Annotated in this window: 13 protein-coding genes and 14 pseudogenes; 11 read left to right on the plus strand and 16 right to left on the minus strand. The window is 56.2% G+C overall.

What is annotated here, in order from left to right:
• Positions 1-33 precede the first annotated feature (33 nt).
• Positions 34-744, minus strand: coding sequence for a ShlB/FhaC/HecB family hemolysin secretion/activation protein (locus tag ACTBDU_RS01050; protein WP_438805241.1), 711 nt, complete (start codon positions 742-744; stop codon positions 34-36).
• 49 nt (positions 745-793) lie between these two features.
• Positions 794-844: pseudogene (locus ACTBDU_RS01055) on the minus strand (hypothetical protein); the annotation flags it as partial.
• Between the two features lie 752 nt (positions 845-1,596).
• Between ACTBDU_RS01055 and ACTBDU_RS01060 the strand changes: the two are divergent.
• Positions 1,597-2,367: pseudogene (locus ACTBDU_RS01060) on the plus strand (fructosamine kinase family protein).
• Here the strand turns inward: ACTBDU_RS01060 and ACTBDU_RS01065 are convergent.
• Positions 2,364-2,839, minus strand: a pseudogene (locus ACTBDU_RS01065) (YniB family protein). The pseudogenes ACTBDU_RS01060 and ACTBDU_RS01065 overlap by 4 nt on opposite strands.
• 236 nt (positions 2,840-3,075) lie before the next feature.
• Between ACTBDU_RS01065 and hxpB the strand changes: the two are divergent.
• Positions 3,076-3,637: pseudogene (gene hxpB, locus ACTBDU_RS01070) on the plus strand (hexitol phosphatase HxpB); the annotation flags it as partial.
• A 98-nt stretch (positions 3,638-3,735) separates the two neighbouring features.
• Here hxpB and ACTBDU_RS01075 read toward each other — a convergent pair.
• A pseudogene (locus ACTBDU_RS01075) lies at positions 3,736-4,054 on the minus strand (cupin domain-containing protein).
• A 291-nt stretch (positions 4,055-4,345) separates the two neighbouring features.
• Between ACTBDU_RS01075 and kduI the strand changes: the two are divergent.
• The 5 genes and pseudogenes from kduI to ACTBDU_RS01100 all read left to right on the plus strand — a co-directional run bounded on the left by kduI (position 4,346) and on the right by ACTBDU_RS01100 (position 9,869).
• Positions 4,346-5,182: pseudogene (gene kduI / locus ACTBDU_RS01080) on the plus strand (5-dehydro-4-deoxy-D-glucuronate isomerase).
• 120 nt (positions 5,183-5,302) lie between these two features.
• Positions 5,303-6,032, plus strand: a pseudogene (kduD, locus tag ACTBDU_RS01085) (2-dehydro-3-deoxy-D-gluconate 5-dehydrogenase KduD).
• Between the two features lie 93 nt (positions 6,033-6,125).
• A pseudogene (locus ACTBDU_RS01090) lies at positions 6,126-6,616 on the plus strand (metal-dependent hydrolase); the annotation flags it as partial.
• Positions 6,617-7,094: 478 nt separating this feature from the next.
• Positions 7,095-9,224: pseudogene (gene katE, locus ACTBDU_RS01095) on the plus strand (catalase HPII); the annotation flags it as partial.
• Between the two features lie 219 nt (positions 9,225-9,443).
• Positions 9,444-9,869, plus strand: a complete 426-nt coding sequence (locus ACTBDU_RS01100) for a TetR/AcrR family transcriptional regulator (protein WP_438805242.1) — start codon at positions 9,444-9,446, stop codon at positions 9,867-9,869.
• Between the two features lie 153 nt (positions 9,870-10,022).
• Here the strand turns inward: ACTBDU_RS01100 and ACTBDU_RS01105 are convergent, their stop codons facing one another.
• From ACTBDU_RS01105 to osmE, 5 genes and pseudogenes are all read right to left on the minus strand, one after another.
• Complete coding sequence (locus ACTBDU_RS01105; protein ID WP_438805243.1) at positions 10,023-10,349, minus strand: TetR/AcrR family transcriptional regulator; 327 nt, start codon at positions 10,347-10,349, stop codon at positions 10,023-10,025.
• Between the two features lie 167 nt (positions 10,350-10,516).
• Positions 10,517-11,923: pseudogene (locus tag ACTBDU_RS01110) on the minus strand (efflux transporter outer membrane subunit).
• Positions 11,924-12,036: 113 nt separating this feature from the next.
• Positions 12,037-14,767 (minus strand): annotated as a pseudogene (locus ACTBDU_RS01115) (efflux RND transporter permease subunit); the annotation flags it as partial.
• Position 14,768: 1 nt separating this feature from the next.
• Positions 14,769-15,645 (minus strand): annotated as a pseudogene (locus ACTBDU_RS01120) (efflux RND transporter periplasmic adaptor subunit).
• A 749-nt stretch (positions 15,646-16,394) separates the two neighbouring features.
• Positions 16,395-16,733: an osmotically-inducible lipoprotein OsmE gene (gene osmE, locus ACTBDU_RS01125; protein WP_438805310.1), complete on the minus strand. Its 339-nt coding sequence runs from the start codon at positions 16,731-16,733 to the stop codon at positions 16,395-16,397.
• Positions 16,734-16,968: 235 nt separating this feature from the next.
• Here osmE and nadE point away from each other — a divergent pair, with 235 nt between their 5' ends.
• Complete coding sequence (gene nadE, locus ACTBDU_RS01130) at positions 16,969-17,793, plus strand: ammonia-dependent NAD(+) synthetase (protein ID WP_438805244.1); 825 nt, start codon at positions 16,969-16,971, stop codon at positions 17,791-17,793.
• Positions 17,794-17,851: 58 nt separating this feature from the next.
• Here nadE and ACTBDU_RS01135 read toward each other — a convergent pair whose 3' ends face one another.
• The 5 genes and pseudogenes from ACTBDU_RS01135 to ACTBDU_RS01155 form a co-directional block, all read right to left on the minus strand.
• Positions 17,852-18,805 (minus strand): LysR substrate-binding domain-containing protein, encoded by a 954-nt coding sequence (locus ACTBDU_RS01135; protein ID WP_438805245.1) that lies wholly within the window; start codon positions 18,803-18,805, stop codon positions 17,852-17,854.
• 199 nt (positions 18,806-19,004) lie between these two features.
• Positions 19,005-19,472, minus strand: a complete 468-nt coding sequence (spy, locus tag ACTBDU_RS01140; protein ID WP_438805246.1) for an ATP-independent periplasmic protein-refolding chaperone Spy — start codon at positions 19,470-19,472, stop codon at positions 19,005-19,007.
• Between the two features lie 530 nt (positions 19,473-20,002).
• The gene (locus tag ACTBDU_RS01145) at positions 20,003-20,305 is read right to left on the minus strand and encodes a hypothetical protein (RefSeq protein WP_438805247.1); all 303 of its coding nucleotides are present in this window, start codon (positions 20,303-20,305) and stop codon (positions 20,003-20,005) included.
• 37 nt (positions 20,306-20,342) lie between these two features.
• A pseudogene (locus ACTBDU_RS01150) lies at positions 20,343-20,932 on the minus strand (inverse autotransporter beta domain-containing protein).
• 150 nt (positions 20,933-21,082) lie between these two features.
• A complete protein-coding gene (locus ACTBDU_RS01155) occupies positions 21,083-21,319 on the minus strand; it encodes a hypothetical protein (protein ID WP_438805248.1) in 237 nt (78 codons plus the stop codon).
• 226 nt (positions 21,320-21,545) lie between these two features.
• Here ACTBDU_RS01155 and ACTBDU_RS01160 point away from each other — a divergent pair, with 226 nt between their 5' ends.
• Genes ACTBDU_RS01160 through ACTBDU_RS01170 form a run of 3 tightly spaced genes read left to right on the plus strand, consistent with a single transcriptional unit; the run spans position 21,546 to position 22,675 of the window.
• Positions 21,546-22,016 carry an acyltransferase family protein gene (locus ACTBDU_RS01160; protein WP_438805249.1) on the plus strand — a complete coding sequence of 157 codons (471 nt, stop codon included), beginning with the start codon at positions 21,546-21,548 and terminating at the stop codon, positions 22,014-22,016.
• The gene (locus tag ACTBDU_RS01165) at positions 21,911-22,417 is read left to right on the plus strand and encodes an acyltransferase family protein (RefSeq protein ID WP_438805250.1); all 507 of its coding nucleotides are present in this window, start codon (positions 21,911-21,913) and stop codon (positions 22,415-22,417) included. The genes ACTBDU_RS01160 and ACTBDU_RS01165 overlap by 106 nt, the downstream gene beginning before the upstream one ends.
• Before the next feature lie 42 nt (positions 22,418-22,459).
• The gene (locus tag ACTBDU_RS01170) at positions 22,460-22,675 is read left to right on the plus strand and encodes a hypothetical protein (protein WP_438805251.1); all 216 of its coding nucleotides are present in this window, start codon (positions 22,460-22,462) and stop codon (positions 22,673-22,675) included.
• Between the two features lie 319 nt (positions 22,676-22,994).
• Here the strand turns inward: ACTBDU_RS01170 and ACTBDU_RS01175 are convergent.
• Both ACTBDU_RS01175 and chaB read right to left on the minus strand, forming a co-directional pair.
• Positions 22,995-23,653, minus strand: a pseudogene (locus ACTBDU_RS01175) (gamma-glutamylcyclotransferase).
• Positions 23,654-24,139: 486 nt separating this feature from the next.
• A complete protein-coding gene (gene chaB, locus ACTBDU_RS01180) occupies positions 24,140-24,391 on the minus strand; it encodes a putative cation transport regulator ChaB (RefSeq protein WP_438805252.1) in 252 nt (83 codons plus the stop codon).
• Between the last annotated feature and the right edge of the window lie 133 nt (positions 24,392-24,524).

A 24,524-nucleotide genomic window follows, 5' to 3' on the forward strand; every position in this document is an offset into this window, starting at 1 on the left:
GCTGCGAGCGCTGGCGCTCAGCGCCAGCCTATCCTATCTGGCCCCTCGCCCCCACTCTCTAGCACCGTGGCGGACGTTAGCCCGGCCGTCGGCGCATTTCCTCGTCTTGCCGGCAAACCGGGGCATTCTCTGGTCCGCGGCGCCAGCGCTGCCCCAGCGGGTACCCCGCCGATAATTAACGGCCACTTCCAGCGCACCACCAGGGAGGATGCGGCGATGGGTGATCCCCAGCCGCCAGGTGTGGGTCCGGTGCGATTGCGGACGCAAAGGCCTCTGATTGAGGCGGGTGTCGCTGTCGCTTACCCACCAATCGCCGGAGACGGTGGTTTTGGCTTGGCCATCGCGATGTATAAGCCCACTCCATGAACGCTGATGGCCGCTGTAACGGTAATGCCGCCGCTGACAGGCGATCCATTGGTGGGAACGATCGTCCCGGGCGCTGAGCCCCAAAAGCCAATACCCGATGGGCACCGAGTAGTGCCCCATGATAGCGCCGGCCTGCAGCCTGTCGCGCAGACCAACCTCGTGGCTAAGCGTCACTAACAGGCGATCGCTCAGCTCGGCGAGCTTTCCCAGCGCCAGTTGCAGCACGCGGCGATAACGGCCGGCGTGGTGACTGCCCGCATTGTCAAACCAGACGCCGCATTGCCAGACGCGAGCCTGATGGCGGTAGATGAGGATGTCGCTTTCTCCCGGCGCCGGCCCCAGGCGCCAGCAGTAGCTGCCGCACGCGCCCGGGAACAAGGCGTAGCGTTAATATCCCCTGGCGCAGATCTTGTGGCGGCGCCACTACCCGCATTGTCACCCAGCCATGGCGGATGATCCTGTTTTGCAATCGCGCCATTAATCTCGTGATAGCGCGCTCATCCACACACTAACCGACGACCTCGTCCGCTAGCCGCTGCAGCGGTACCCAGGACGGCAAGGACATCGCGGCCGGCCGGCCTCACGCGCGCCAGGGTTACACAAGGGGCTTCGCGGAGCCTGGTCATGCTATCATCGGTCCCCACGTCCAACATTAGGTGGCAGTGGGGATGCGCAGAGGAGCGGCTGGTGTTGCGCATGCGCTTCTGACGGGAAATAACGTGAGGGGCCGCGCGGGGGATGAAGCCTGGATATCGTACGAGGTTATGGCGGCCAATTTAACCCGCCAATGTAGCGGCATGACCCTTTTCTGCTTTCCTTGCATAACTTATCTCCCTTTCGTTCACGCGCCAAGCCGCGCGCGGCGGACGCGGCTTGGCGCGTTGCTTGATGCCTTAGGTCAGGGGAAAATCAGGGCCTGGGAGAAAGTTTCATTACAGTGTCAAAAAATACTTGACATGTCAAGTAAAAATATTGTGTCGAACGCCAAGGACAGCAAACCCGTCGAGACAAGTTTGCGTGAAATTGGGAACTGCCGGCGAAAGAATTAGAGCATCGCGCTGATGACCGCAACCCAGAAAGCCATACTAACTAGTATGATACTTGGCAGCGTCCATTTGTAGAAGCCTTCCATAATTACCTCACATTAGATTTGCATTTTTAAGAAAAATCTTACACCTATTTCACTTCAAAGAATAGGGTCTAGATCTCCATTTGCCTTTCTCTTCGTTGGTGACTTCTAACCTGCATCACATTTTTGTCAAAAGCGACGCTCACGAACTCCTGCAAAAGTTTGCCGATGAGGCGGATCAGCTCGCGCTACTGGCGCGCAGTAACACCGTTCACGTGCCGCAGGTCTATGGCGTCGGCAGCGCCCGGGATCAGAGCTTCCTGCTGCTGGAACATTTACCGCCCCGCCCGTTTGATGCCCACGGCGCCTGGCGTTTCGGGCAACAGCTGGCCCGTTTGCACCAATGGAGCGAACAACCGCAATTTGGGCTGGATTTTGACAACGATCTTTCCACGCTGCTGTAACCCAACGCCTGGCAGCGCCGCTGGTCGCGTTTTTTTGCCGAACAGCGCATCCGGTTGGCAATTGCAGTTGGCGGCGGAAAAGGGCTGGTGTTTGGCGATATTGACACGCTAATCGACCGGGTCGAACAGCGGCTGCACGATCATCAGCCCCAACCTTTCTTGCTCCATGGCGACCTCTGGCCGGATAACTGCGCCAATAGCGATCAGGGCGGTTTTCTTTTTGATCCCGCCAGCTACTGGGGCGATCGTGAATGTGATTTGGCCACGCTGCCGTTATTTAGCCAGATGCCGCCGCAGATTTACGACGATTATCAAAGCGTGTGGCCGCTGGATAAAGGCTTCGTGCGTCGCCAACCGGTTTATCAACTTTATTACCGCTTGAAAGACGCCATTTTATTCGGTGGCGAGCATATCCCGAGGGCGGCAGCGGCGCTCGACAGCGTGCTCGTCCCCGGCGCCGGCGATTAAAGCATGCCGAGGAGTTTAAAGGCGAAATAACCCACTACTACAATAATCACTGGCAAAATGTACAGCGGGAAAATCTGCAGAAAAATAGTATGCCGCGGCATAACAATGCGCTGTTCAAGCTGGGGGGGCTGATGCCGCTGTCGCCCCGGGCCTGCTCCAGCACCATCTGATCTTCGACACCTTCGTGAATATGTTTTACCTGCCGCGACATACGCGCACCGGACGTCTGCAGCGCCAGGCCAATAAAAACCAATATACAAATCCCCCAAAACACTATATTGGGACTGGCAAAAAGACCGCGGCTGAAATCCGGCTGCGGCGAATTATGCCAAAAGGCATTCAGAAATAGCGTATTAAAGTGCATCATATCGATAATGACATGAAAAAAGTCGCTTACGACCGCATTGATGCCTTGATTAGGACTGCTATGTTGCTCAATGAATTTCAACACCGAAATAAAGGCCGAAATCACTGCCGGTATAAAGATTACCCACCCGGCAATCCGCTTAATCACCGCTAGGCGGCCGGCTTGCTGATACGTCATGTGCTCCCCTTGATAAAACGACGCAGCTCCGATTTGCTTAAGTTTATCTATAATTTAATTTTTTTGCTTTACTGTTTTCTTAAAAAGCCTTTTATACCGCCGCAATGCCGCGCCTGCGTGTAGTGACACGCCCGCTTATCGTTAGCCACAGGAAACGTTTTGTTATGGCAACGCCCCCCAAACAGCACGCCGTGATCTTTGACATAAATGGACTGATTATTGACTCCGAGCCTTTGTGGCATCAGGCGGAGCTGATGGTCTTCGCCGAATTAGGCAAAGCGAGCAGCATCGCCGCCACTCTGCCCGATACGTTGGGATCACGGATTAATGAGGTTGGGTATCAGGCATCCCCCTAGCAGGGCCCGTCGCGGCGAGAGATCAGCGAGCGCATCACTGACTGAGCGCTGGGGAAGATAGAGCAGCAGCGGCCGCTGCTGCCCGGCGTAGAGCAGGCGCTGGCAGCGGACTGCGGATTAAAAATCGGTCTGGCTTCGGCCTCGCCGCGCTTCATGCTGGAACGGGTATTGGAGATGTTCTCGCTGCGTCCGTATTTCCAAGTCATTGTCTCGGCAGAACATATTCCCTACAGCAAACCGCATCCGGAAGTGTATTTACAGGCCGCCGCCGAACTGGACGTTGCGCCGATGCGGTGCTCTACCCATGGAAGGTTCCTTCCATGGCATGATTGCGACCCGGGCGCCGCGCATGCGCTTGATTGTCGCGCCGTAAGCCAGCCTGCGCGACGACCCGCGCTGGCGTCTGGCCCAGAGGTGCAGCTCCCGTCGCTGCTGGCTCTGGAGGCAACTTATATTCTGCAAAGGCCGTCAGGACAGAAAATCGTCGCGCTTGGGACTAAAGGTATCGATAAAGACGCTGTTGTCTTCCAGCGCGACGACCCCGTGAAGCTGTTCTTTTACCGCCGGTAGGCATAGCCGACCCCGAGAGTGCACGTTTCGCCGTCGATGGTGACTCCAAAACGGCCCGCCGCTACATAGGCAATCTGATCGTGAATTTCATGCTTATGCGGCGTGCCTACCGCGCATTTGGCGAAATGCACGCAGACCATCTTCAGCTCATCACTGAAGGTCATCACCTTGCGTTTAACGCCCCGCCCAGAGCTCCCCAAGGCGTTTCATTATCCAGAAAAAGTTTTCATCAAGCTCCTCATCATTATTCTGTTACGTCACGCCCGATACAGAGAGTAGTCGGTCCAGTGTAAACCGAACGCGGCGCGTTCCCTAACCGATTTGCCAGATCCATGACCGCCATCATAAAAATAAAACATTATTTTAATATTATTGAATTGGCGTGCCGTCAGTTTTATGATGATGTTACACCCGTGGCAGAGAAAACTAACGGCGAGTCGCGCCGATGGTTCTGTCTGCGGCCGCGCTCACCGGGCTAATGCCCGCAGATTGCTATGAGCGGCTTACCATGCAGGTTCGTCAAAGTATTTACAGCGACCATGCCAAATAGCTTGACACCGAAGGGCTGCGCCGCGAATTCCTTATTGAGCGGATTTTCACCGACGATCAATACACCATGACCTATAGCCATATTGGCCGCATCATCGTCGGCGGCATCAAGCCGGTGACGCAGGCGGTGACCATCGGCGATGAGGTTGGCATACAGTTGGGCGTCAGTTATTTCCTTGAGCGGCGCGGATTGGGGATTATTAATATCGGCGGTCCCGGTGTCATCAATGTCGACGGCACACGCTATGAAATAGGCCATCAAGAAGCACTGTATATCGGCCAGGGCGCGCGCCATCTCCACTTCGAGAGCCACAGCGCCGACCAGCCCGCGTTGTGTTATTACAACAGCGCGCCGGCGCATACCGCCTACCCCAACCGTAAAATCACGCTGGCCGAGGCGACGTCGCAAACGATAGGTGACAACGTCACTAGCAATCGCCACATTATCCATAAGGTTATCGTGCCGGATGTCCTTCCCACCTGCCAGCTTAGGATGGGATTAACCCAACTGGCGGGAGGCAATCTATGGAATACCATGCCCTGTCATATCCATGAACGGCGGATGGAAGCGTACTTCTATTTCAATATGGACCCCGAAACGGCCGTTTTCCACATGATGGGCCAACCGCAGGAAACGCGCCACCTGGTGGTGCGGAATCAGCAGGCGGTCATCTCCCCCAGCTGGTCTATCCATGCCGGCGTCGGCACCAAAAATTACACCTTTATTTGGGAAATGGTCGGCGAAAACCAAGTGTTTGACGATATGGACCATCTGCGCGTCAGCGAATTACGCTAATTACCCTGCGGCCGGGCCGGCTGCAGCGACATTAACACCGGCGGCCGCCTCCGGCCGTCAACATTAAGGTGGCATTATGATTCTGGAGAGCTCTTTGCATTAGAGGGGAAAGTCGCGGTCATTACCGCGGGTGTGATACCGGACTCGGCCAAGGTATGGCTATCGGGTTGGCGGAGGCGGGCTGTGACATCGTCGGCGTCAATATCGTGGAGCCGGACGACACCGCGCGGCAGGTAGAGACGCGCGGCCGCCGTTTTCTGTCGATTAAGGTCGATTTAAGCGATACCGCGGTGACCCCCGCGGTTATCGCCCAGGCGGTGGCGGCATTTGGTCATGTAGATATTCTGGCCAATAACGCCGGTATTATTCGCCGCCAGGATGCTATCGAGTTCAGCGAGAAGAACTGGGATGATGTGATGGATCTCAATATCAAGTCGCTATTCTTTATTGCTCAGACGGCGGCCCGTCAATTTATTCAACAGGGCCGCGGCGGGAAAATTATCAATATCGCCTCGATGCTTTCCTATCAATGCGGGATTCGCGTTCCCTCTTACTACCGCCTCAAAAAGTACCATGATGGGCGTAATAACGCGTCTGATGGCCAACGAATGGGCGCAGCATGGCATTAATGTTAACGCGATGGCGCCGGGGTAAGTATGGCGACCAATAAATACCCAGCAACTGCACGAGGATGCGGCACGAAGCCAGGCGATCCTCGAGCGCATACCCGCGGGTCGCTGGGGGTTGCCCGCCGATTTGATGGGGCCGGCGGTCTTCCTGGCCTTGGCGGCGTCGGATTATGTTAACGTCTACACCCTTGGCGGTAGACGGCGGCGGGCGGGCGAGCTAACGGGCAGAAAAAAGTTACAAGGTAACCTATTCCTGACGGCACGGGATTGCTCTATGCTGGACAAATGACCAGCCATTTTGCCCCGTGCCGCCTATGACCGCCGAAGGGCATTTCATTTTTGCCTTGGTTAGCACCATTTTGGCCAAAAAAATGGCCCTCAGACCCGCCGCTTGCCGAGGGCGACTGGTGGCATATTGTCGCCGCCGGCTTGCTTACCTGTCTGCTGCCGGATATCGATCACCCCAAATCGGTACTGGGGCAGCGGTTAACCTGGCTGTCCGTCCCTATCGCCCGTCTTTGCGGCCATCGCGGCTTCACCCACAGCCTGCTGACGATCATAACCGGTATCCTGCTATTTACCCTGCGTTTTCCGCCGCAAAGCATCATCCCGCTTGATGTGTTTCACGCCATGATAATCGGTCATTTAAGCCATATCGCCGCCGACATACTGACACCCGCCGGTGTGCCGCTGCTGTGGCCCTTGTCGCTGGCGCTTCCGCGTGCCGCTTTTGCGCCCCGCAAAGGACAATCAGCTGGAGCGTTTGGTATGTATCGCAGCGTTGATTTTCGCGCTACAGCATCCGGCCGGCACGCCGCTGGTACGCCATCTGGCCGTCCCCGAGTCCGTTCAGTCGCTATGGCAGCGGGTTGCGCGCCAGCCTGTTGCCTGCCCCCTGACACCGGGCGCAGGCCCTTTTAACGGCGCTGGTTATCGTAACGATAGAGAAAGCGCTAGTTGGCCCTTAAGCCCGGACCCGGTGCGGACGGGTGCGGCTATTTCCTCTTGGTTCACCCCGTTATCAGCGCGCTGGGCGAAGGTCTTTAACCCGTCGGCCGCCCTCGTTTTTCGCGCTAACCCACGGTTTCTACTGAATAACAGGGTTTAGAGCCGACAAAAGCCCACGCCATTGTTCTTACAACGGCTAGGGAAATCTGTTCTATAGTTGATCCAACCGATCCCAAAAGGCCGTGGTAAACCGCTACTTACCCGGTTGTAAATAGTGAGAAGAGCAACTAAGCCATGTCGACACACCCAAGGATCCTTCCCGGGCCCAGCAAAGCCTGTCACATCTTGCCCCGGCGCCGGACGGCCGGTCATCCCAACCTGGTCTTGGCCATTTGGTCCCCGATGACGGTAGTCATCAGGCGCAGTTCGGCCCTTCCGAACCGGGTCAACAGCCCACGGCGTCCGGTTCTGGCAAGTTTCCCCAGACCACGAACGCCAAATTGACGGCGCTGGAGCCACACCGTAAGAACGCTGAAAAACAGCCCCTGACGACCAATCAAGGCACCAAAATTGCCGATGATCAAAATTCATTGCGTGCCGGCAAGCGGGGACCCACGCTGCTGGAAGATTTCATCATGCGTGAGAAGATCACCCATTTTGACCATGAACGCATACCGGAGCGTATCGTGCATGCCCGCGGCTCTGCCGCGCACGGCGTTTTTGAGGTGTATCGCCCGCTCACCGATATTACCAAGGCCGCTTTTCTGCGCGATCCCGCGGTGAAAACGCCGGTCTATGTGCGTTTTTCCACGGTACAAGGTTCACGCGGCTCCGCCGATACGGTGCGCGACATTCGCGGTTTTGCGGTGAAATTTTATACGGAGGAAGGCAATTTTCCCCTGGTTGGTAATAATACGCCGGTGTTTTTTATTCAGGATGCCCATAAATTCCCTGATTTTGTCCATGCGCTAAAATCAGAACCCCATAATGAAATGCCCCAGGGGGGAACCGCCCACGACAGCTTCTGGGACTATGTCTCCCTACAGCCGGAAACCCTGCATAACATGTTCTGGGCAATGTTGGACCGCGGCATACCGCGCAAGCCTGCGTACGATGGAAGGCTTTGGCATCCATACCTTCCGCCTGGTGAATGCCGCAGGTAACAGCACCTTTGTTCGTTTTCATTGGAAACCGTTGGCCGGAAAGGCGGCGCTGGTCTGGGATGAGGCGCAAAAAATCTCGGGGAAAGATCCGGATTTTCACCGCCGCGATCTCTGGGAAGGCGTTGAGGCGGGTGATCACCCGGAGTGGGAATTAAGTCTGCAGCTCATTCCCGAGGAAGACGAAGAGAAATTCGACTTCGATTTGCTTGCCCCCACCAAACTCATTCCCGAGGCGCTGGTACCTGTTGAGATCGTGGGCAAATTAACCCTCAACCGTAATCCGGATAATTTCTTCACCAAAACGGAGCAGGTCGCGTTTTATCCGGGCCATATCGTACCGGGCATTGATTTCAGCAACGATCCCTTGCTGCAGGGCTGGCTGTTTTCCTATACGGACACGCAAATCAGCCGCCGGGGCGGGCCTAATTTCCATGAAATTCCCATCAACCGCCCCGTCTGCCCCTATCATAATTTCCAGCGCGATAGCACGCACCGTCAGGATATTGATACCAACCCTGCCGCCTATGAGCCCAACTCGCTCAACGATAACTGGCCGCGTGAAACTGCGCTGGCGGCGGAAAACGGCGGTTTTGAACCCTATCATGAACGGGGTGGACGGCGAGAAAATCCGTCAGCGCAGCGAATTGTTCAATGAATATTTTGCCCATCCGCGTTTATTCTGGCTCAGCCAAATCCCAACCGAGCAGCAGCACATTATCGATGCGTTCAGCTTCGAGTTAGGTAAAGTCGCCCGTCATTTATATCCGCGAAAATGTGATAGATTTGCTTACCCGCGTCTATGTCAATTTGGCCACGCAGGTCGCCGCACGCCTCGGCTATCGCCTGTCCGACGAAGCGCAAAAAACCGCGCCGCTGCCGCCGGTAAACGGTATAACCCGCGAACCCACGCTCAGCCTGTATGCGACCTGCCCTGGGCCGCTCAAGGGCCGACAGGTGGCGCTTCTGGTCAGCGACGGGGTCGAAGCCGCCGATGTGCTGGCCGCGCTGCAGGCGCTGAAAGCAGAAGGTATCCATGCCAAGCTGATGGCATCGCACATAGGCAATCTGCAGGCGAGCGACGGCTCCACCCTGCCCATCGACGGCACCATTGAGGGCAATCCGTCTATCACGGTGGACGGCATCGTGGTGCCGAACGGTAACCTGGACGCGCTCTTGCTGGACCGGGCGTCGCGCCATTACAATCCTCGAAGCCTATAGCATCTCAAGCCGATAGCCCTCGGCGGCGACGCACGGCGCTTTAAACAGCAGTTGGGGCTGAAAGATGGCGATACTGAAGCGGGGTGCCCGCCTGACAGGCGATCGTTGTCGGGATTACAGGCGGTAAGCGCCTTTGACGCTTACCGTTTTTTTGCCCCCCGAAGACCAAGCCCGTCACCGCCATCGGTCAGACGACGGGCGATGATGGTGCCAAAAATGAATTGTTAGGCCTGCACTGCGCCCCATGTTAAACTGGGCCAGGGCCGCATACCTGTGAACCTTGCAGGTGAACAGGGCTAAACGATGAAAATAAATCGTGCCGAACAAACACTCTCTGCCACAGAAAAATGCGTCATGCAAAAAGGGTTTCACAACACCACCGTGCAAGAAATCGCGAGTATGGCGGCTATCAGTACCGGCCTGATTTACCGTTATTTTACCGGTAAAAGCGAGATAATCGCGGCGCTGGTAAGCAACGTTGTCGAGCGGCTACAGCAGAAAATACAAGCCGATAATATCCTGGAGGACGATAGCCCCCGGCTCACGCTCTTTGCCCGCGATAAAGTCAATGACGATGCATGGGACAGTATCGCTCTCATGCTGGCTATCTCGGCGGAATCCAGCCGCAACGGCCATATCCAGCATATCATTAGCCACGCTCATCTGACGTTACAGGACTATGCCTTCAGCCATTTTAGAGCGCTTAACACCAACGCCCGTGACAGCTAAATCCGCACGCGTCTGTACATTTTTCCCTTGCTCATTGACGGCTTGATCATGCGCGAAAATGTGAATATCGCGTAGCATAATGCCGCCTTCAGACCCTTGCTTGACGAGTTGATCCGGCAAATGACGCCGGGCGTAAACTCAGCCCGCACCCCCTCAGCCTGAATGGCGCCCGGACCACACCATACCCGCCACCGCTTCACCGCCGGGCGTTGCGGGCCTGGCCGCGAAATCCTCCAGGGCGGTTAATTTTTCCGTTAACAGACTATACCATTGCCGGGCGACCAGCCGCACAACCGCATCAATCAGCGCCTCTTTACTGGCAAAGTAGCGATAAAGCTGCCCCGCACTGAGGCCGGATTGTTGACCCAGTTCGACCATGGAGGCGCCGTGGAAACCAGATTGCGCAAACCGCGCTTGCGCGGCCTCGGTAATCTGCGCGCGGCGTTGCGCATGGAAATCCTCGCCAGCCCTTTTCCTCACCACTTTCCCCTTGTGACCAATGCTAACCCCTGTAAAAGGCCCTATGTTACCTTGCAGACTGCCGGAGAGAAACCGTCTGGCGCAAGAAATGGCCGCGTGGGCGAATACTGCCCGGCCGGCATGACAAGCGCCACCCTCAGCCGGGGTTAGGGCATCCTCGCGTGGTATTAAAGCGACAAGCTTGATTCCGCCAGCGCCGTCCCGCCCCCCATGATTTTATCAGGCGTGATTAAGTTTTGATAATATTCCAACTGCGTGCTCACCAATTGCGTTCTGGCGCTGTACAGTTCCCGTTGCGCATCCAGCGCATTTAAACAGGTATCGACGCCGTTTTGATAACGCAGAACGGCCAAATGATAGTAACGCCCGGCTGCGTCAACATAGTGCGTATGTCCCGCCGGTTGCGCGCCAAGGGTACCTCGCCGCGCCAGCGCATCGGTTACTTCCTGAAACGTTGTTTGCACCGCTTTTTCATAGGTGACGACGTAAAGTTCTTTCTGCGCGTGGGTATAATTCAACTGGGCAAGATTATAGCCGCCGGTAAACAACGACAGCGAGACGCTGGGGGCAAAGGACCACACGCCCGCCCCATGTTTGAACAATGACGATAGCGCGGCGCTGCCCACCCCGGCCGACGTCGTCAGAGAAATGGACGGGAAGAAATTGGCCCGCGCTGCGCCGATGCTGGCGTTAGCCGCCTTAAGATTGTGCTCCACCTGGAGCACATCCGGTCGGTTTAGCAGCACCTGCGATGAGATGGCGGCGGGAATGTCACTTAAGGCGCCGGCCAGCTGTTCGATTCCCGCAGGCAGCCAGGCGGCCGGCACGCTTTTGCCCTACCACCAGATCCAACGCATTTTTATCCTGCGCCACGCTGGTTTGGTAGCTGGCGATATTGGCCATCGCGGATTGGTAGGTTGTTTCGGCCGAGGCCACATCCACTCCGGAGACAATGCCGTGCTCTAATTTCTTCTGCGTCACCGCAAGGGTTTGCTGCGCGCTTTGCGCCGTTTGCTGCGCAATCGCCAAATTGCTTCTGCCGGCAGCCAGCACCAGCCAGTAGTAGACCGTATTGTACAGCACGGTTACCCGGGTACTGCGCAGGTTTCATATTGCTCCCGGGTCAAACTCTGGTTTTCGCCAAACAAATCAAGTTCAAAAGCGCTGACGCTGGCATTGGCTTCAGCGCTGTGGCTGATGGCCGTTTGATTGCCTTCACCGGTGAGCGCGCGGGAACGGCTCTGGGTCAGTTCCGCATTGATGGTGGGGAACAGATCCGATCGCTGTTCGCCATATTGCGCCCTGGCCGCTTTGACGTCGGCGACGGCCTCGTGCAGATCCCGGCTGCTGTCCAGCGCCAGTGCTACCGTCTGGCGCAGTTGGGCGTCCAGAATATAGCCCCACCAGCCAATGTCCCGGTAATTGCTGCCCGGCCCGTGGCCGAGCGAGGCATAGGCGCCGCCTTCTGCCAAGCTCGCGGGCACTAGCGCCGCCGGACGCGTATAGTGAGGATCCAGCGACAGGCAGCCGGCCAGCAAAAAGGGTACCACCATGACAATGTGCCTTGCTAACATATTCATGCCCCCCTGTTCACATCGGTGGCGTTGACGGCGGGATGCGCGGGCGGGATGCCCGGGAAAATCCTCCTGACGATGACAAAGAACAGCGGCACCAGGAATATCGCCAGCAGCGTGACGGCCAGCAGCGATCCTACCACGCCAAGCGGCACGACCATCATCACCGCAAAGGGCACCGACCAGCTTTCATACAGTGCCGCCAGACACAAGAACACCACCAGCAGCGAAATGGCGTAGAGCGACATCGCCTGATTGCCCGACAGACGTTCCTAGTACGACAACGCCGACCAGACATGGGTACTGCCCGCGGGTAAGTGCGTGGCCAGTGCTTCCAGTTGGTTCATCGCGGCGCCCGAGCTGCTGCCGGCGGGCCGCCTCACCCTGAATTTCATACGACGCCAGACCGTTGTAGCGGGATAAGGTATCCGCACCATAGAGCCAATGGGAGGTGGAGAAGGAGGAAAACGGTACCATGGTGTCATTACCGTCGCTGTCCGAACCTTTCACAAACCAGCGATTGATGTCCTCGGGTTTACCTCGAAGATCGGCATCGCCTTGTATATACACTTTTTTAACCCGTCCGCGGTCGGAAAAGTCGTTCACATATATAGGCCCCCCAGCGCACTGCCGAGGGCAGCGTTAATATTGCTGACCGATAATCCCAGCGGTTCGGCCTTATTATCATCGATATTGACCTGTAACTGGGGCAAATCCGGCAGCGTATTGGCGCGCACCCTGGCAAGCGTGGCGTCTTTGGCTGCGTTGGCGATAAGCTGGTCGCGCAGGGTCAAGAGTTAACTGCGATCGGTGCCGGCGCGGGCCTGAAGTTCAAAAGTAAAACCATTGGATTGACCCAGGCCGGAAATAGCAGGCGGCGTTAAGACATACACTTGTGCGTCGCGCGGGCTGGCAAATTGTTTCATCGCCCGCTGGGCGATGGCGTCCGCCGCGTTTGCCGATCCCTGACGATCGCTCCAATTTTTCAGGGCAATAAAACCCACCCCGGCGTGCTGACCGCTGCCGGCAAAGCTAAAACCGTTCACCAACATGCCAACGTTGATGTTGTCTTTTTCTTTGGTCAGGAAGTATTGCTGGATCTCGCGGCGCACCTGTTGCGTTCGCTATCCGTCGCGCCGGACGGCAGTTGGTATTGCACTATGATATACCCTTGATCCTCCGTCGGTAGAAAGCCGGCGGGCAAACGCAGATACATCACGGCGCGGGCCAAAAGCAAAACCGCATACAACAGCAAATAACAGACCGGGCCGTAAATGACATGCCCGACGCGATTTTCGTAGCGTGCTTGCAGCGCGTTATAGTAACGGTCAAACTCGTTGAAAAACCCCTTTTTGCTATGCTCGTTATCATGCGGCTTGAGAAAGCTGGCGCACAGTGCGGGCGTCAGGGTCAGCGCCGCCACCACCGACAGGATCATGGAAGACACAATGGTGATGGAAAACTGGCGGTAAATGACCCCGGTCGACCCGCTGAAAAACAACATGGGCAAGAATATTGCCGACAGGACCAAGGCGATACCGATAAGCGCGCCGGTAATTTCCCCCATGGATTTCGCCGTCGCGTGCCGGGGCGAGAGTTTTTCCTCACGCATCACCCGTTCGACGTTTTCTACCGCCACAATGGCATCGTCCAGCAGCAGACCGATAGCCAGGACCATGCCGAACATCTTCAGCGTGTTGATGGAACAGCCAAACAGCGCCAGCACGGCAATAGCGGGGATAAGGGTAGTGCGCCAGTTTTGTAAAAAGACGAACATGACCACAACCACCAGCGCAATGGCCTCTCCCAGCGTCTTCACCACCTCTTCTATAGACACTTTGATGAACTCGGTACTGTCCAGCGGATAGGCCACGGTATATCCCGACGGCATACCCTGTTGCAGCTCGCTGATGGTGCTTTTCACCTTCTCCGCCGTGGACAGCGCATTGGCGCCAGGCGCCAGTTTCACCGCCATAGCGGCGGCGGAGTGGCCGTTGGCCAGTACATTGATACTGTAGTCCTCATCGCCCATCTCAACGCGGTCCACATCGGACAAGCGCACAATGTAACCCCCGCTGTTGGTTTTCAACACGATGCGGCGAAATTGCTCCGACGTCTGCAGGCGCGAACGGGAGCGTACCGTTGCCACCAGTTGTTGTTCTTTACCGGCGGGCTGCCCCGATTTGCCCCGAGGAGACCTGAGTATCTTGGTTTCCAAACGCGGTTTCCACATCGGACGGCATGAGGGAATACGCCGCCAGTTTCGCCGGGTCAAGCCAGATGCGCATCGCATATTCAGAGCCGAATACCTGCACATCCCCGACCCGCTGCACGCGCGCCAGGGTGTCTTGCATGTTGCTTATCAGGTAATCCGCCACGTCCGAGGAGGTGCTTTTGTTGGCGTTATCATAAAGCGTCATAATAAGCAGAAAGTCGGACTACGCTTTCGCCACCGTGACCCCCTGCGCCGTGACCGAATCCGGCAGCCGGCTTTCCGCCTGCTGTACTTTATTTTGCACCTGGACCTGCGCAATATCCGAATCGGATGCCCTGTTCAAAGGTGACGGTAATTTTAGACTGGCCGGTGGAGGCCGTGCTGGTGGATGAAAAATACAACAGCCCGTCAAGGCCGGTAAGTTGCTGCTCGATAACCTGCGTAACACTGCTTTCCAGCGTCTCTGCCGAGGCGCCGGTATAGGCCGCTTCAATGGTAATTTGCGGCGGCGCCATGTCCGGATATTGGGTCACCGACAGGGTGTTGATGCTTAACAGACCAAACAGCACGATAATAATGGCAATCACCCAGGCAAAAACCGGGCGGCGGATGAAAAAACCAGCTAACATGTCACTCTCCTCCGCGATCGTCGGTCGCTTGCGCGGCGCTAGACGACGTGTCCGTTTCAACCGCCTTTACCGTCATCTCGACCTGGACTTTACTGGTATTTTCCACGATCATTCGATCGCCCGCCTGCAATCTCGCACTAACCAGCCAGCGGCTGCCGATAACCCGATCGACGGTCACTTGACGGCTGGCCACTTTGTTATCGTTGCCGACCACCAGCGCGGTCGCATTGCCTTTGGCATCGCGGGTTATGCCCTGCTGAGGCGCTAGAATAGCCTGGGCCTTCACGCCCTGACTGACGTTGGCGCGGACATACATCCCCGGCAACAGGTCATGCTGAGGATTAGGTACAATAGCGCGCAGCGTGACGGTGCCCGTTGCCTCATCCACTGCCACCTCGGTCAATTCCAGTTTACCGGTATGCGGGTAGCGCGAGCCGTCTTCCAGCGTGACCGTCACCGGTACCGTGTCGCCCCTGCTTCAGCGACGCCTGCTGGCGGCGCAGTTGCAACAACTGACTGCTGGACTGGGTAAGATCGACATGGATAGGATCCAGCGCGCGGATCGTGGCCAGCGCCTCATCATAGCTGGCCTGGTAGCTGGCGGGGCCGATTTGATACAGCGCCTGCCCTTCCTTGACCTCATCGCCTTCGGTAAATAGCCGCTTTTGAATGATACCGTCCACTTGTTGGGGGCGAACCTCGGAGACCAGCCTGTCTTTTACCCGACCGGTCAAGTCGCTGGTCAACGTAACCGGCTGAGCCTGCAACATTTTCACACCCACCTCGGTTACCACATCGTCGGGACTGGCTTCCGGTTGCCGATCGCAGGCCACGACGAAAAATATCAGACCTACCGCCAAAAATCTTAAGAGAGACATCACACTTAATCCTATAATGAATGTTCATTTTTATTATACCTACGGGCGCTAACGTGCCGAGAGGGCCGATTAAAAAAAACGAAAATACCTGTTACGTTGACATGTTTCTTAACATCCCGGCCAACGTCGAGGGGGGAACGCCATGCGCGTCTGTCCGCGGTGGCGGCCTTGCGATACAAGAGACTACGGAAGATGTTGATAACGACGCGCTCAGCGTGAAGCGATGGCGCTCGCCGATGACGACCAGGAATCAGCGTGGGAGTAACGGCTACTGCCAAGGGCCGTTAACCGTCGTTCAGGTGCGAAAGTAGTTAACCGTCGCAAGAGAGTGATAAACCGTCGCGAGGGAGTGGTTAATCGTCGAAGGCGTTAAGGTGATAGCGCGTCCCGCCGCTGAGCGACGAAACGTACCCTGATTGCCACGGGGCAGCTCCGCGTTTGGATCTTGCCGGGGATAATGCGCTAACGCGTACAGTGCGGGTGTGCGGGTGCAGCGCCCACCCCCCCCCGGGGGCACGGACTAAATCCCCTGTTGCAAGACGTCGACCCGATCCAGCAGCCAACGTTATCGTTATGCGTGAGTACGTCAGTACGTCAGTACGTCCGCGTTACAGCTTCAGTTAAATTAATCCATTCTCAATTAAATTACCCCGTCGCTGTTACGCCGCCTCGGGGCAAAGCGGAAGATAGCTCTGCGCACTCAGATCCGTCAGGACGTCAGCCGATCATCCCTGCTACAGTGGGCAGGCTTATTGGCCCTGCTGAGGATTGGTGTCGTATTCCTGGCAGCTCTGGAGCCCTTTATTCAGGACTTTACCGGTTTTATCATAGCTGACGAAATAATTAATGAGTTTGCCGTTACGGTTGCCCCGTACGTAAGAATCACAGGTCCCACGCGCGTTAATCATAGTCGAAGACGTCGCCGGCACACCACCGATGGCCCGCGCCTGCTCTTTGGTCATGCCTTTTTTTACATCGCTGACGACAGGCTTATTCACATAGCTGTCGGCGCGATCGTAAGCGGTACAGCCGGAAAGGAAAAAAATCGCCGCAGCGGCGGAAAAAGCCAGAACCATTTTATTATTTATCAAGGTCACCTCATTCATTGTGTGTATCAGTAAGCCTAGATGCCAAAACGCATTTTTACAAATAGGCCGTTCATTTTTGGTGCTTGTTTTTGATAAAGGCCAAGGGTGGGAACGGATAATGTCATCGTAGACGGGTAACGCTTTCTCTTCTAAGCGTTAGGCTTTACACTTTTGGCATCACCCTCATCATGACGTTTGCGATATCCGCAGCTTTACGTTTCAGGAGACAAAGCCAATGGCAATACAGCAAGAAATAATAGCGGCGCTGGGCGTGAAACCCACGATTGACCCGGCGGCCGAATTTCGGGTCAGCGTGGAGTTTCTCAAAGCTTACCTAAAAAAGCATACTTTTGTGCGCACCCTGGTGCTGGGCATCAGCGGCGGCCAGGATTCGACGCTGACCGGCAAGATCTGTCAACAGGCCATTAGCGAACTGCGTCAGGAAACCGGCGTTGCCGATTACCAATTCATCGCCGTTCGCCTGCCCCACGGCGAGCAGAAGGACGAAGCGGACTGCCAGGACGCGATTGCGTTTATCGAGCCTGACCGGGTGATCACGGTCAATATCAAAAGCGCCATTCAGGCCAGCGAAGCGCTCCTGCGCGAGGCGGGTATCGTATTAAGCGATTATGTCAAAGGGAATGAAAAAGCCCGCGAACGCATGAAAGCGCAATACAGCATTGCCGGCATGACCGCCGGTCTGGTGGTGGGTACCGATCATGCCGCGGAGGCAGTGACCGGTTTTTTCACCAAGTACGGTGATGGCGGTACCGATATTAACCCCCTCTTTCGGCTGAATAAACGGCAGGGTCGCGCCCTATTGCAGAACCTCGGCTGCCCTGAGCATCTTTATCTGAAAGCACCGACTGCCGATCTGGAGGAGGAGCGCCCCGCGCTGCCGGATGAAACGGCGCAGGGCGTCACTTACGAAATGGTCGATGATTATCTGGAAGGCAAAACCATCAATGCTGCCGCAGCGCGGGTGATTGAAAATTGGTATCTGCGCACCGAGCACAAGCGCCACCCGCCGGTGACGGTCTTTGACGATTTCTGGAAATAGCCCGCAGCCGCGCGCCGGCACATTGCCGCGATACCTTGCCTGTGCCTCATGCCGGGCCTTACCTCCTCCGGGAAGGCTGCAACCAGTCTGCTCTTATGTCCCGTGTCCGAGCGCAATGTGACGTATCACGCCACGGTTCTCGCTGCCGGCAAATGATGCTGCGCATCAGCAACACCGCCGGTTCGGCGGCCTGAGACGCGGTTGTCAGCCACTGCACCTTAAACGGCAGCGCCTCCTGGATTGCGACCACCTGCAACTGCGCGGCGTAGCAGCTGGCGATAAACGTATCGACAATCCCCACACCGCTGACGGTCAGCACCATATCGGCAATGACGGAATAGGTCTTGATTTGCAGCGTGCCGCGAGAGCGCAGGCCCTGTGCCTGCAGCGCCCGGTATACTACCCGGCCCAAAGGATCCTGCGGCTGCATCATTAGCAAATAATGTTCACATATCTGGGCCAGGCTTACTGGCGTCGCGACCGTCAGCGACGACGGAATCAGCGCCACCATATCGGCACGATAAAGCACTTCCGTCGTCAGTCCTGGCGCCACCGATTGACCAAACGCCAGCGCTAGATCCAGCCGATCAGCCAACAGATCCTGGCATAGGGTATCCTGGTGGCCGGTCACCAATTTTACCTCTGCCGACAGCGGCGGCGCCAGACGACGGTAGTCCATCAGTACCTGCACCATGAAAACTTGACCCATCGCATGCGCGGCGCCGATGCGCAACTGCTGCGTCTGCGTTTCGCGCAAACGCTGAGCAAGCTGGTCGATGCGCTGCAAATGCAGATAAAGCTGGTCGATTTCCGGCATTAGCCGCGGTGCCCGCGGCGTGGGCGGCACAGGCCGGAAGGCCGCCTGTCGAACAAGGCGAAACCGAGTTGCTGTTCGGCATGGGCGAGCACGCGGCTGATGTTGGGCTGCGAGGCGCTTAAGCCGGCGCGCCGCGCCGCTAATACTGCCGGACGCCATGATGGCGTGAATGATTTCGATATGACGTAACCGCATGGTGGGCGCTCCGGGCCGACGGTCTGAGACCAATGCCGGTATCGATTTTCTCTCCCGCATCTTAAGAAAATTTATGGCCCTTGAACAGTGCCCCCGTAGGACTACCGCCAGAAACATATCCGTTGGGCCAGCACCCAGGATTTTCAGGTAAAAAAATCGCAGCCTGAGGCTGCGATGGAACAACGACACCTTAGCGGAACTAGTTATTTCCGTGTTCCGCCATCTTTTCTTGACGTTCTTCAAATTTCTTATTGAATTCCTGTTTCTGCGTCGGCGTCAGGACATTATACATTTTATTCTGCATTTCCAGACGGGCCAGCATTCTCTCATTTTGCGCCTGCGTCATGCTGGTGACCAGTGCCTGCGCTTTACTACTGTCAAAATCATCGGCAGCGATCACACCATGGAGCTGTTTATGTTCATCCGCCGACGGCTTCTTCATATTTTTCATTGCATCACGTGCGATATCACGCATCTGTTCCCGCTGTGCGGTCGTCAAATCCAAGCCTTTGAACATTTGTTCCATCATCGGTCCGTGCTTAAAATGATGATGCATTTTTGCGCTCTCCGATGCGGCCGGCGCCGCGGCTGTATCGGCGCCGGAAGCAAGCTGAACGGTACCTAACATCATTGTAGTGGCCAGAGCGAAAGCGGTTAATTTACACATAATATCTCCTCATTATTTTTAACTGTATCCCTCGGCAAGAATCAAACACCGTGGCGTGCATTACAAGAATAACTTTACGCGAGTTAACTTCAAACAGTACGAGCCTAAGTAAATATGTTAAAGTTTATCACTCAATTCATGCACAATAATGGTGAAAAAATGGAGAATAGGCGAGAAAACCGTTGTGATATTTAATGAAGCGCTTCGCATTGTGCCTTGAGATAAAATAGCGCTATTTTCAGACGTCGCCAACAATATTCAGTTCTCCTGCCGTTTCGTCCGTGTTATTTCACCACCGCGAGGAAAGGAATAGGCGCCATCGCCTTTTACCCCAACCGCTATTTCTCACGCCAGTAGCAACGCTCGCCTGCATGCTATAGCGACGATGCCGAAGGGTGCATTAACTCATGTCGCGTCTCCGGCAGGAAACGTTAACACCTCGTCAGGATGAGCGGCCGCCTGCAGTGGTGCGCTAAATTTTAACACTATCCAGTTGGAGGTGGCCCGTTGTTGCTTCTCATCTTCCACCGTCACCGATAGGCGGTACTCGTTATGTGCGTCTGGCGCATCCTCCCAGGGCGCAGAATAATGGACCAGACGTCGGGCTGACGACTATCCGCCGGCAGCGTCAGGCTTAACGCCCGGGTATCACCCTGCCAGCTCACCACGGTCAGACGGTAACGTGCCGAAACCTGGACTTCGAGCGCCAATGAGCTTCCCGGCTGTAGCGACCAGGGCGGCGTCGCCAGAAATACCGACAGGGTTTTGCGCTGTTTAAATTCCAGCACCGGCACCGCAGTGCGCGGCGCCAGGTCATAGCGGTTTCCCCGCAACGAGTGCGCCTCTGCGACGTAATCCGCCGACAGTTACCTACGGGTAATTGAGGGTGAGTTGATACTGTTCCGCGCTTTCGCCGGCGTCCCTCAACTTATGTTTAGCGGACAACGTCATGAGCGGCGCGGGGGTATAGCTTACGCCGAGCTCCACCGCGGCCGGATTTGCGCGATAATTACCGCTATCGAAAAAATCTACCCGCTGGCCGAAATAGTGTTCGTATTTTACCGACGCGCCCAGCTGGCGATAAAACGGCAGATATCCCTGGGTGGTGATAGCGTAGCCGCTGGTCATGCGTAGGAGCTCATCGTCGTCGTCATTGGCGACGTGCATACCGAACAGAGGGTAATAACAGTTGGAGGACAGCGTCAGATAATCGCTGCGCGCTTCCGTACCGATGCTGCCGCAACGCAACCCATCCTGGCTAAGGTATTGATCATAAAATACGTTGTAGCCCAGTAGCCAGCGCACGGCGTTCCAGCGTTGGCCGAGGCCCATATTGCCGACAACGCCGTCATCGACGCCCTGCAACCCAATTGTCTGTAGGTCAGACCGCGCGTTTTCTGATCGACCAGCGGCAGCAATAACTGACCAGAACTGCCAGTAAAGCGACCGCGTTCATCCACGTCCAGGGTGACGGTCGTGTAGCCCAGAGGGGACAGCAACGCTTCGCTCTTCTGCTGCAATCAGTCCAGCACGCGTTCCTTCGCCTCCCCCAGCAGATAACTGCGCCAGGTCTGATCGGTATTTTCATACTGGTTGACTTCCGCCATTTGTCACGCGAACGTCGCCAACTTCTTTTTCGTACCGCTTTCGTTTACACTTGCGCTCCCGAGATTGGGCAGCGATTGCTGCTGGCTTAGCAACGCAGCGTCATTGTCCGGCTGGGTTACCCACGCGGCGGCGGGGAGCGAATAGAAGTAGGCATTACCCGCCAGGGTGCCTAAGAAAACTCTCATAATGACAGGGGACATGACGGCGCGAAGCCGCCGGTTTGGTATAAAGACGTTCATGGCCCTCTCTGTTCGCCGCTGTGCCGCTGCGGCCGTTGCTTTGATAACCGGCAAGTTGCCGGACTGCCCACAAAGTAACCCGAGAACGCTTACTCTAACACATTTGAAATGGGCATAGACAGCAAGATGACTTACCATTATAAACTATAATAAATATACTGCTAAATATCTATATGTTTAGCCTGTCCGTTACCGTGTCTGATGCTTACAGCCCGGAGAAGGAAAAATGACGCAACTGGAAAAGGAACGGTTTATCGGCCTGGAGTGGCTGCGCTTCCTGTTTGGCTGTTACGTTATGATTTATCATACCGCCCATCACTATCCGCAATTCAAGGCGGTGTTCGGGCTGAGCGGGCTGACCAATATAGGCTTTTTCGCCACCAACGCCTTTTTTGCCCTGTCCGGCTTTTTATTGGCTCACCTGTATGTACGCGGCCGCGGACTGCGCGAACCGGCCAGCAATTTCTGGCGTAAACGGTTGTTCAATCTTTATCCCATTCACATTGTGGCGCTGCTGTCGTTCATGCTGGTCGTCACCCTCATGAATGGCTGGCAATACCGCCCGAAGGCCCCGGTGCGACAATCTGATTTATGGTTTATGACACCAATGAAGTGCTGGGCCAGACCCACCCGGAACTGTTACGCCATTACATGGATAATGTCCAGTTGGCGTTCAACAGCGTGCTGCAGCTCTTGATGCTGCAGGCGTGGAATCCCTATTTTCTGACGTTCAATGCGCCGCTTTGGTCGCTGTCGGCGCTATTTTTCTTTTACTTATTGTTCCCCTGGGCCGCGCCGCGGCTGATGAATGTGCGTAACCCCTGGCTCGGGATCTGCATGCTGGCCTATCTGCTGCCGCCGGTGTGGGTTATATCTGGCAGCAACAGTATGGCGTGCCGTATAACCGGACTGCTGCAGCGCCTGCCGCTGTTTCGCGTGCCGGAGTTTTTCGGCGGCATCCTGGCTTACGTTGTCTTTAAACGGGCACATCAGGCAGGGCAAATGCTATTGGCTAACGCGCGCCGTGCCATGGTTCTGTTTATCGTGGCGTGTTTCCTGACGGCCACCGTGCTGTTTACCCACGTACCCAAATATTAATACTTCCTGTTGCATAACGGTCTGTTGCTGCCGTCGCAGTTCATGCTTCTCTATCTGTGCGCGCTGGCACGTAACCCGGACAGTGCCTGGCTGCGCCACTGGTCACCCCGTCTTGGCGCGGCCTCGTTGTCCATGTTCGCCCTGCATGTGCCGCTGTACAATTTGTTCATGACAGTGAAACAGTTGGTGCGGGGCGCTCCCGGACAGTGCCTTAACCAGTGGAGCGACTGCGTGGCGACCGCCGCCGCCAATGTGTAGCTGTCGTTGACCGGCTATGCCTTGTTTGACTGTGTGTGTGCTGTTTTAGCAGCAATTTGTGGTGCGGGTCAGAAAACAGTTGGTGGCCCGCTTTATCACCCCCGCTACGGCGCCAGCCGGCAAAACAGCGATAAAAATCAGCGGATCCTGATTGCGCACGCAAAGACGCCCAATGGCAGCCCGAGAACCCTACCGGAAGCAGAGGACGCGCGAGGGCGGCGGCGAAGACACGGCAGGGTCGCACGACAATGTCTGCGTTTGCGGCATGGACACCTGGGGCCGCTGCCCTGTGCGGCGGCATCTCTTATTTGGCGCGGAGCTATACCGCCAGCGGCGGTTCCTCTCGCGGCGTTTGGTTCACCGCAGCCCGCCCCTGAATCAGCTGGTGCACCTGCTTAACCAATTCCACCATACACTCATCCTGCATGCTGTAATTGTTAAGCTCTTGCTCCAGAGCGAAGAGATATTGGGCGTTGGTGCCAGGGGGGCCGCTGGCGCAGGCAATGAGCGGCGCGATAATCTGCGAGCGGGTATCCGCCTCGAAAAAGGGGTGGCAAGGATCTATGACGAAGACCAGTGCAGTGACACTGTCACCACTATCGAGCGTTAATTCACTCCAGGTGGGAATATATAGCAGCTGGTCAGCATTTCCCGCTTCCACAACAGCTCCAGCTCTTCATGCAGCCGCGCTTCGGGCAGCCGAAACGCCAGTCCCGTGGTCTGACCGCCCTCTTTTAACGCTAACATGCGTCCCGGCTGCGCCGTAGTACCGCGACCGGAGATAAGACGCAAACAGAATGCGCGATGCCAGCCCGCGAGCCTGGCCTGACGCACTTCCTCCGCTTCAAAGATGGGGTTCCACATCAGCGACCCGTAGCCGAAAACCCACACCGGGCTATTATCCGGCCGACGCCTCAGCGTACACGCCAACGATGCCCGCCGTTGTTCCGGCGTCAACAGCAGCGATTCATCGATAATGCCGAAGGCCGTTTTACAATCCGCTTTCTGTAAAAAGTCTCGCGTTAATACTCGCTTACTTTCTCCTGTCCACCACTCTCAAACGCGGCGGCAAAGTTTTGCCGCCAATGCGCAACGATATTCTTAAGTTCTATTGCTTATAATTAAATCACCAACAATATGACCATATGCGTTTCTAGCGCCGCAATCAAGTTTGAAGCGAGTCACATTTAGAATAAAAATCGATAATGGCGCCCTTGTTGCCGCTGAGGACAGCCTAACAACGCCAACAGGAGCGAATAGCGCTGTCGCGCCAGGGGATCATCGCGCAGGCGGCTCATCCTGATGGCCCTAAGCGGTCGTCGTGGGCGGGCGGGTAAGCCATTTTCTTGCGGCTTGCTCATACCGCCGAGGCCTAAGACCGGGGCAAAACCACGGTCAGCCGCGGGATGTCGTAAGCGACAATTTGCGAGAGCTGGCCAAGCCCCTCTCCGCAGAGTCTATGCGTTATTGTTTCGCCCCTGAAGCGGCTTTTTTGGGGTGCCAGCGATCGTCATCCCCTTTCTGGTATTTATGTTTCACGGCCGCCCAGGCCACTTTGTGCGCTGCTTCCTCGCGCGATTCGTGGCCGCAGCGCTCGGCGGCGTCCTTATACTGATCCCAGGAGCTGTTGAAGGCTTCGCGATAAATATCTTGCGCGTGCTTGGGCAAGACACCGGGAACGCTGTCCGGCAAAGACGAATTGGATTGATAGGGCATACAGCCTCCTTGATATACATTGGCATCATTCAGTATAGGCGCCGAGTCTCCGTTTGTCGGCGGGTACAACGCTATTGATGCCTCAGTCAGTGCTCCCTCATTGACGCCCTGCGCTGTCGCCGAGCAGTGCATT

The sequence above is a fragment of the Sodalis sp. (in: enterobacteria) genome (genome assembly GCF_051710625.1).
In the GTDB taxonomy this organism is placed as follows: Bacteria; Pseudomonadota; Gammaproteobacteria; order Enterobacterales; family Enterobacteriaceae; genus JBPESN01.

Coding starts and splice junctions, on each gene's coding strand:
- ACTBDU_RS01100 (WP_438805242.1), top strand. CDS start 9,444: ATGAAAATAAATCGTGCCGAACAAACACTCTCTGCCACAGAAAAATGC.
- nadE (WP_438805244.1), top strand. CDS start 16,969: ATGGCAATACAGCAAGAAATAATAGCGGCGCTGGGCGTGAAACCCACG.
- ACTBDU_RS01135 (WP_438805245.1), bottom strand. CDS start 18,805: ATGCGGTTACGTCATATCGAAATCATTCACGCCATCATGGCGTCCGGC.
- spy (WP_438805246.1), bottom strand. CDS start 19,472: ATGTGTAAATTAACCGCTTTCGCTCTGGCCACTACAATGATGTTAGGT.
- ACTBDU_RS01155 (WP_438805248.1), bottom strand. CDS start 21,319: ATGAACGTCTTTATACCAAACCGGCGGCTTCGCGCCGTCATGTCCCCT.
- ACTBDU_RS01160 (WP_438805249.1), top strand. CDS start 21,546: ATGACGCAACTGGAAAAGGAACGGTTTATCGGCCTGGAGTGGCTGCGC.
- ACTBDU_RS01165 (WP_438805250.1), top strand. CDS start 21,911: ATGGTTTATGACACCAATGAAGTGCTGGGCCAGACCCACCCGGAACTG.
- ACTBDU_RS01170 (WP_438805251.1), top strand. CDS start 22,460: ATGCTTCTCTATCTGTGCGCGCTGGCACGTAACCCGGACAGTGCCTGG.
- chaB (WP_438805252.1), bottom strand. CDS start 24,391: ATGCCCTATCAATCCAATTCGTCTTTGCCGGACAGCGTTCCCGGTGTC.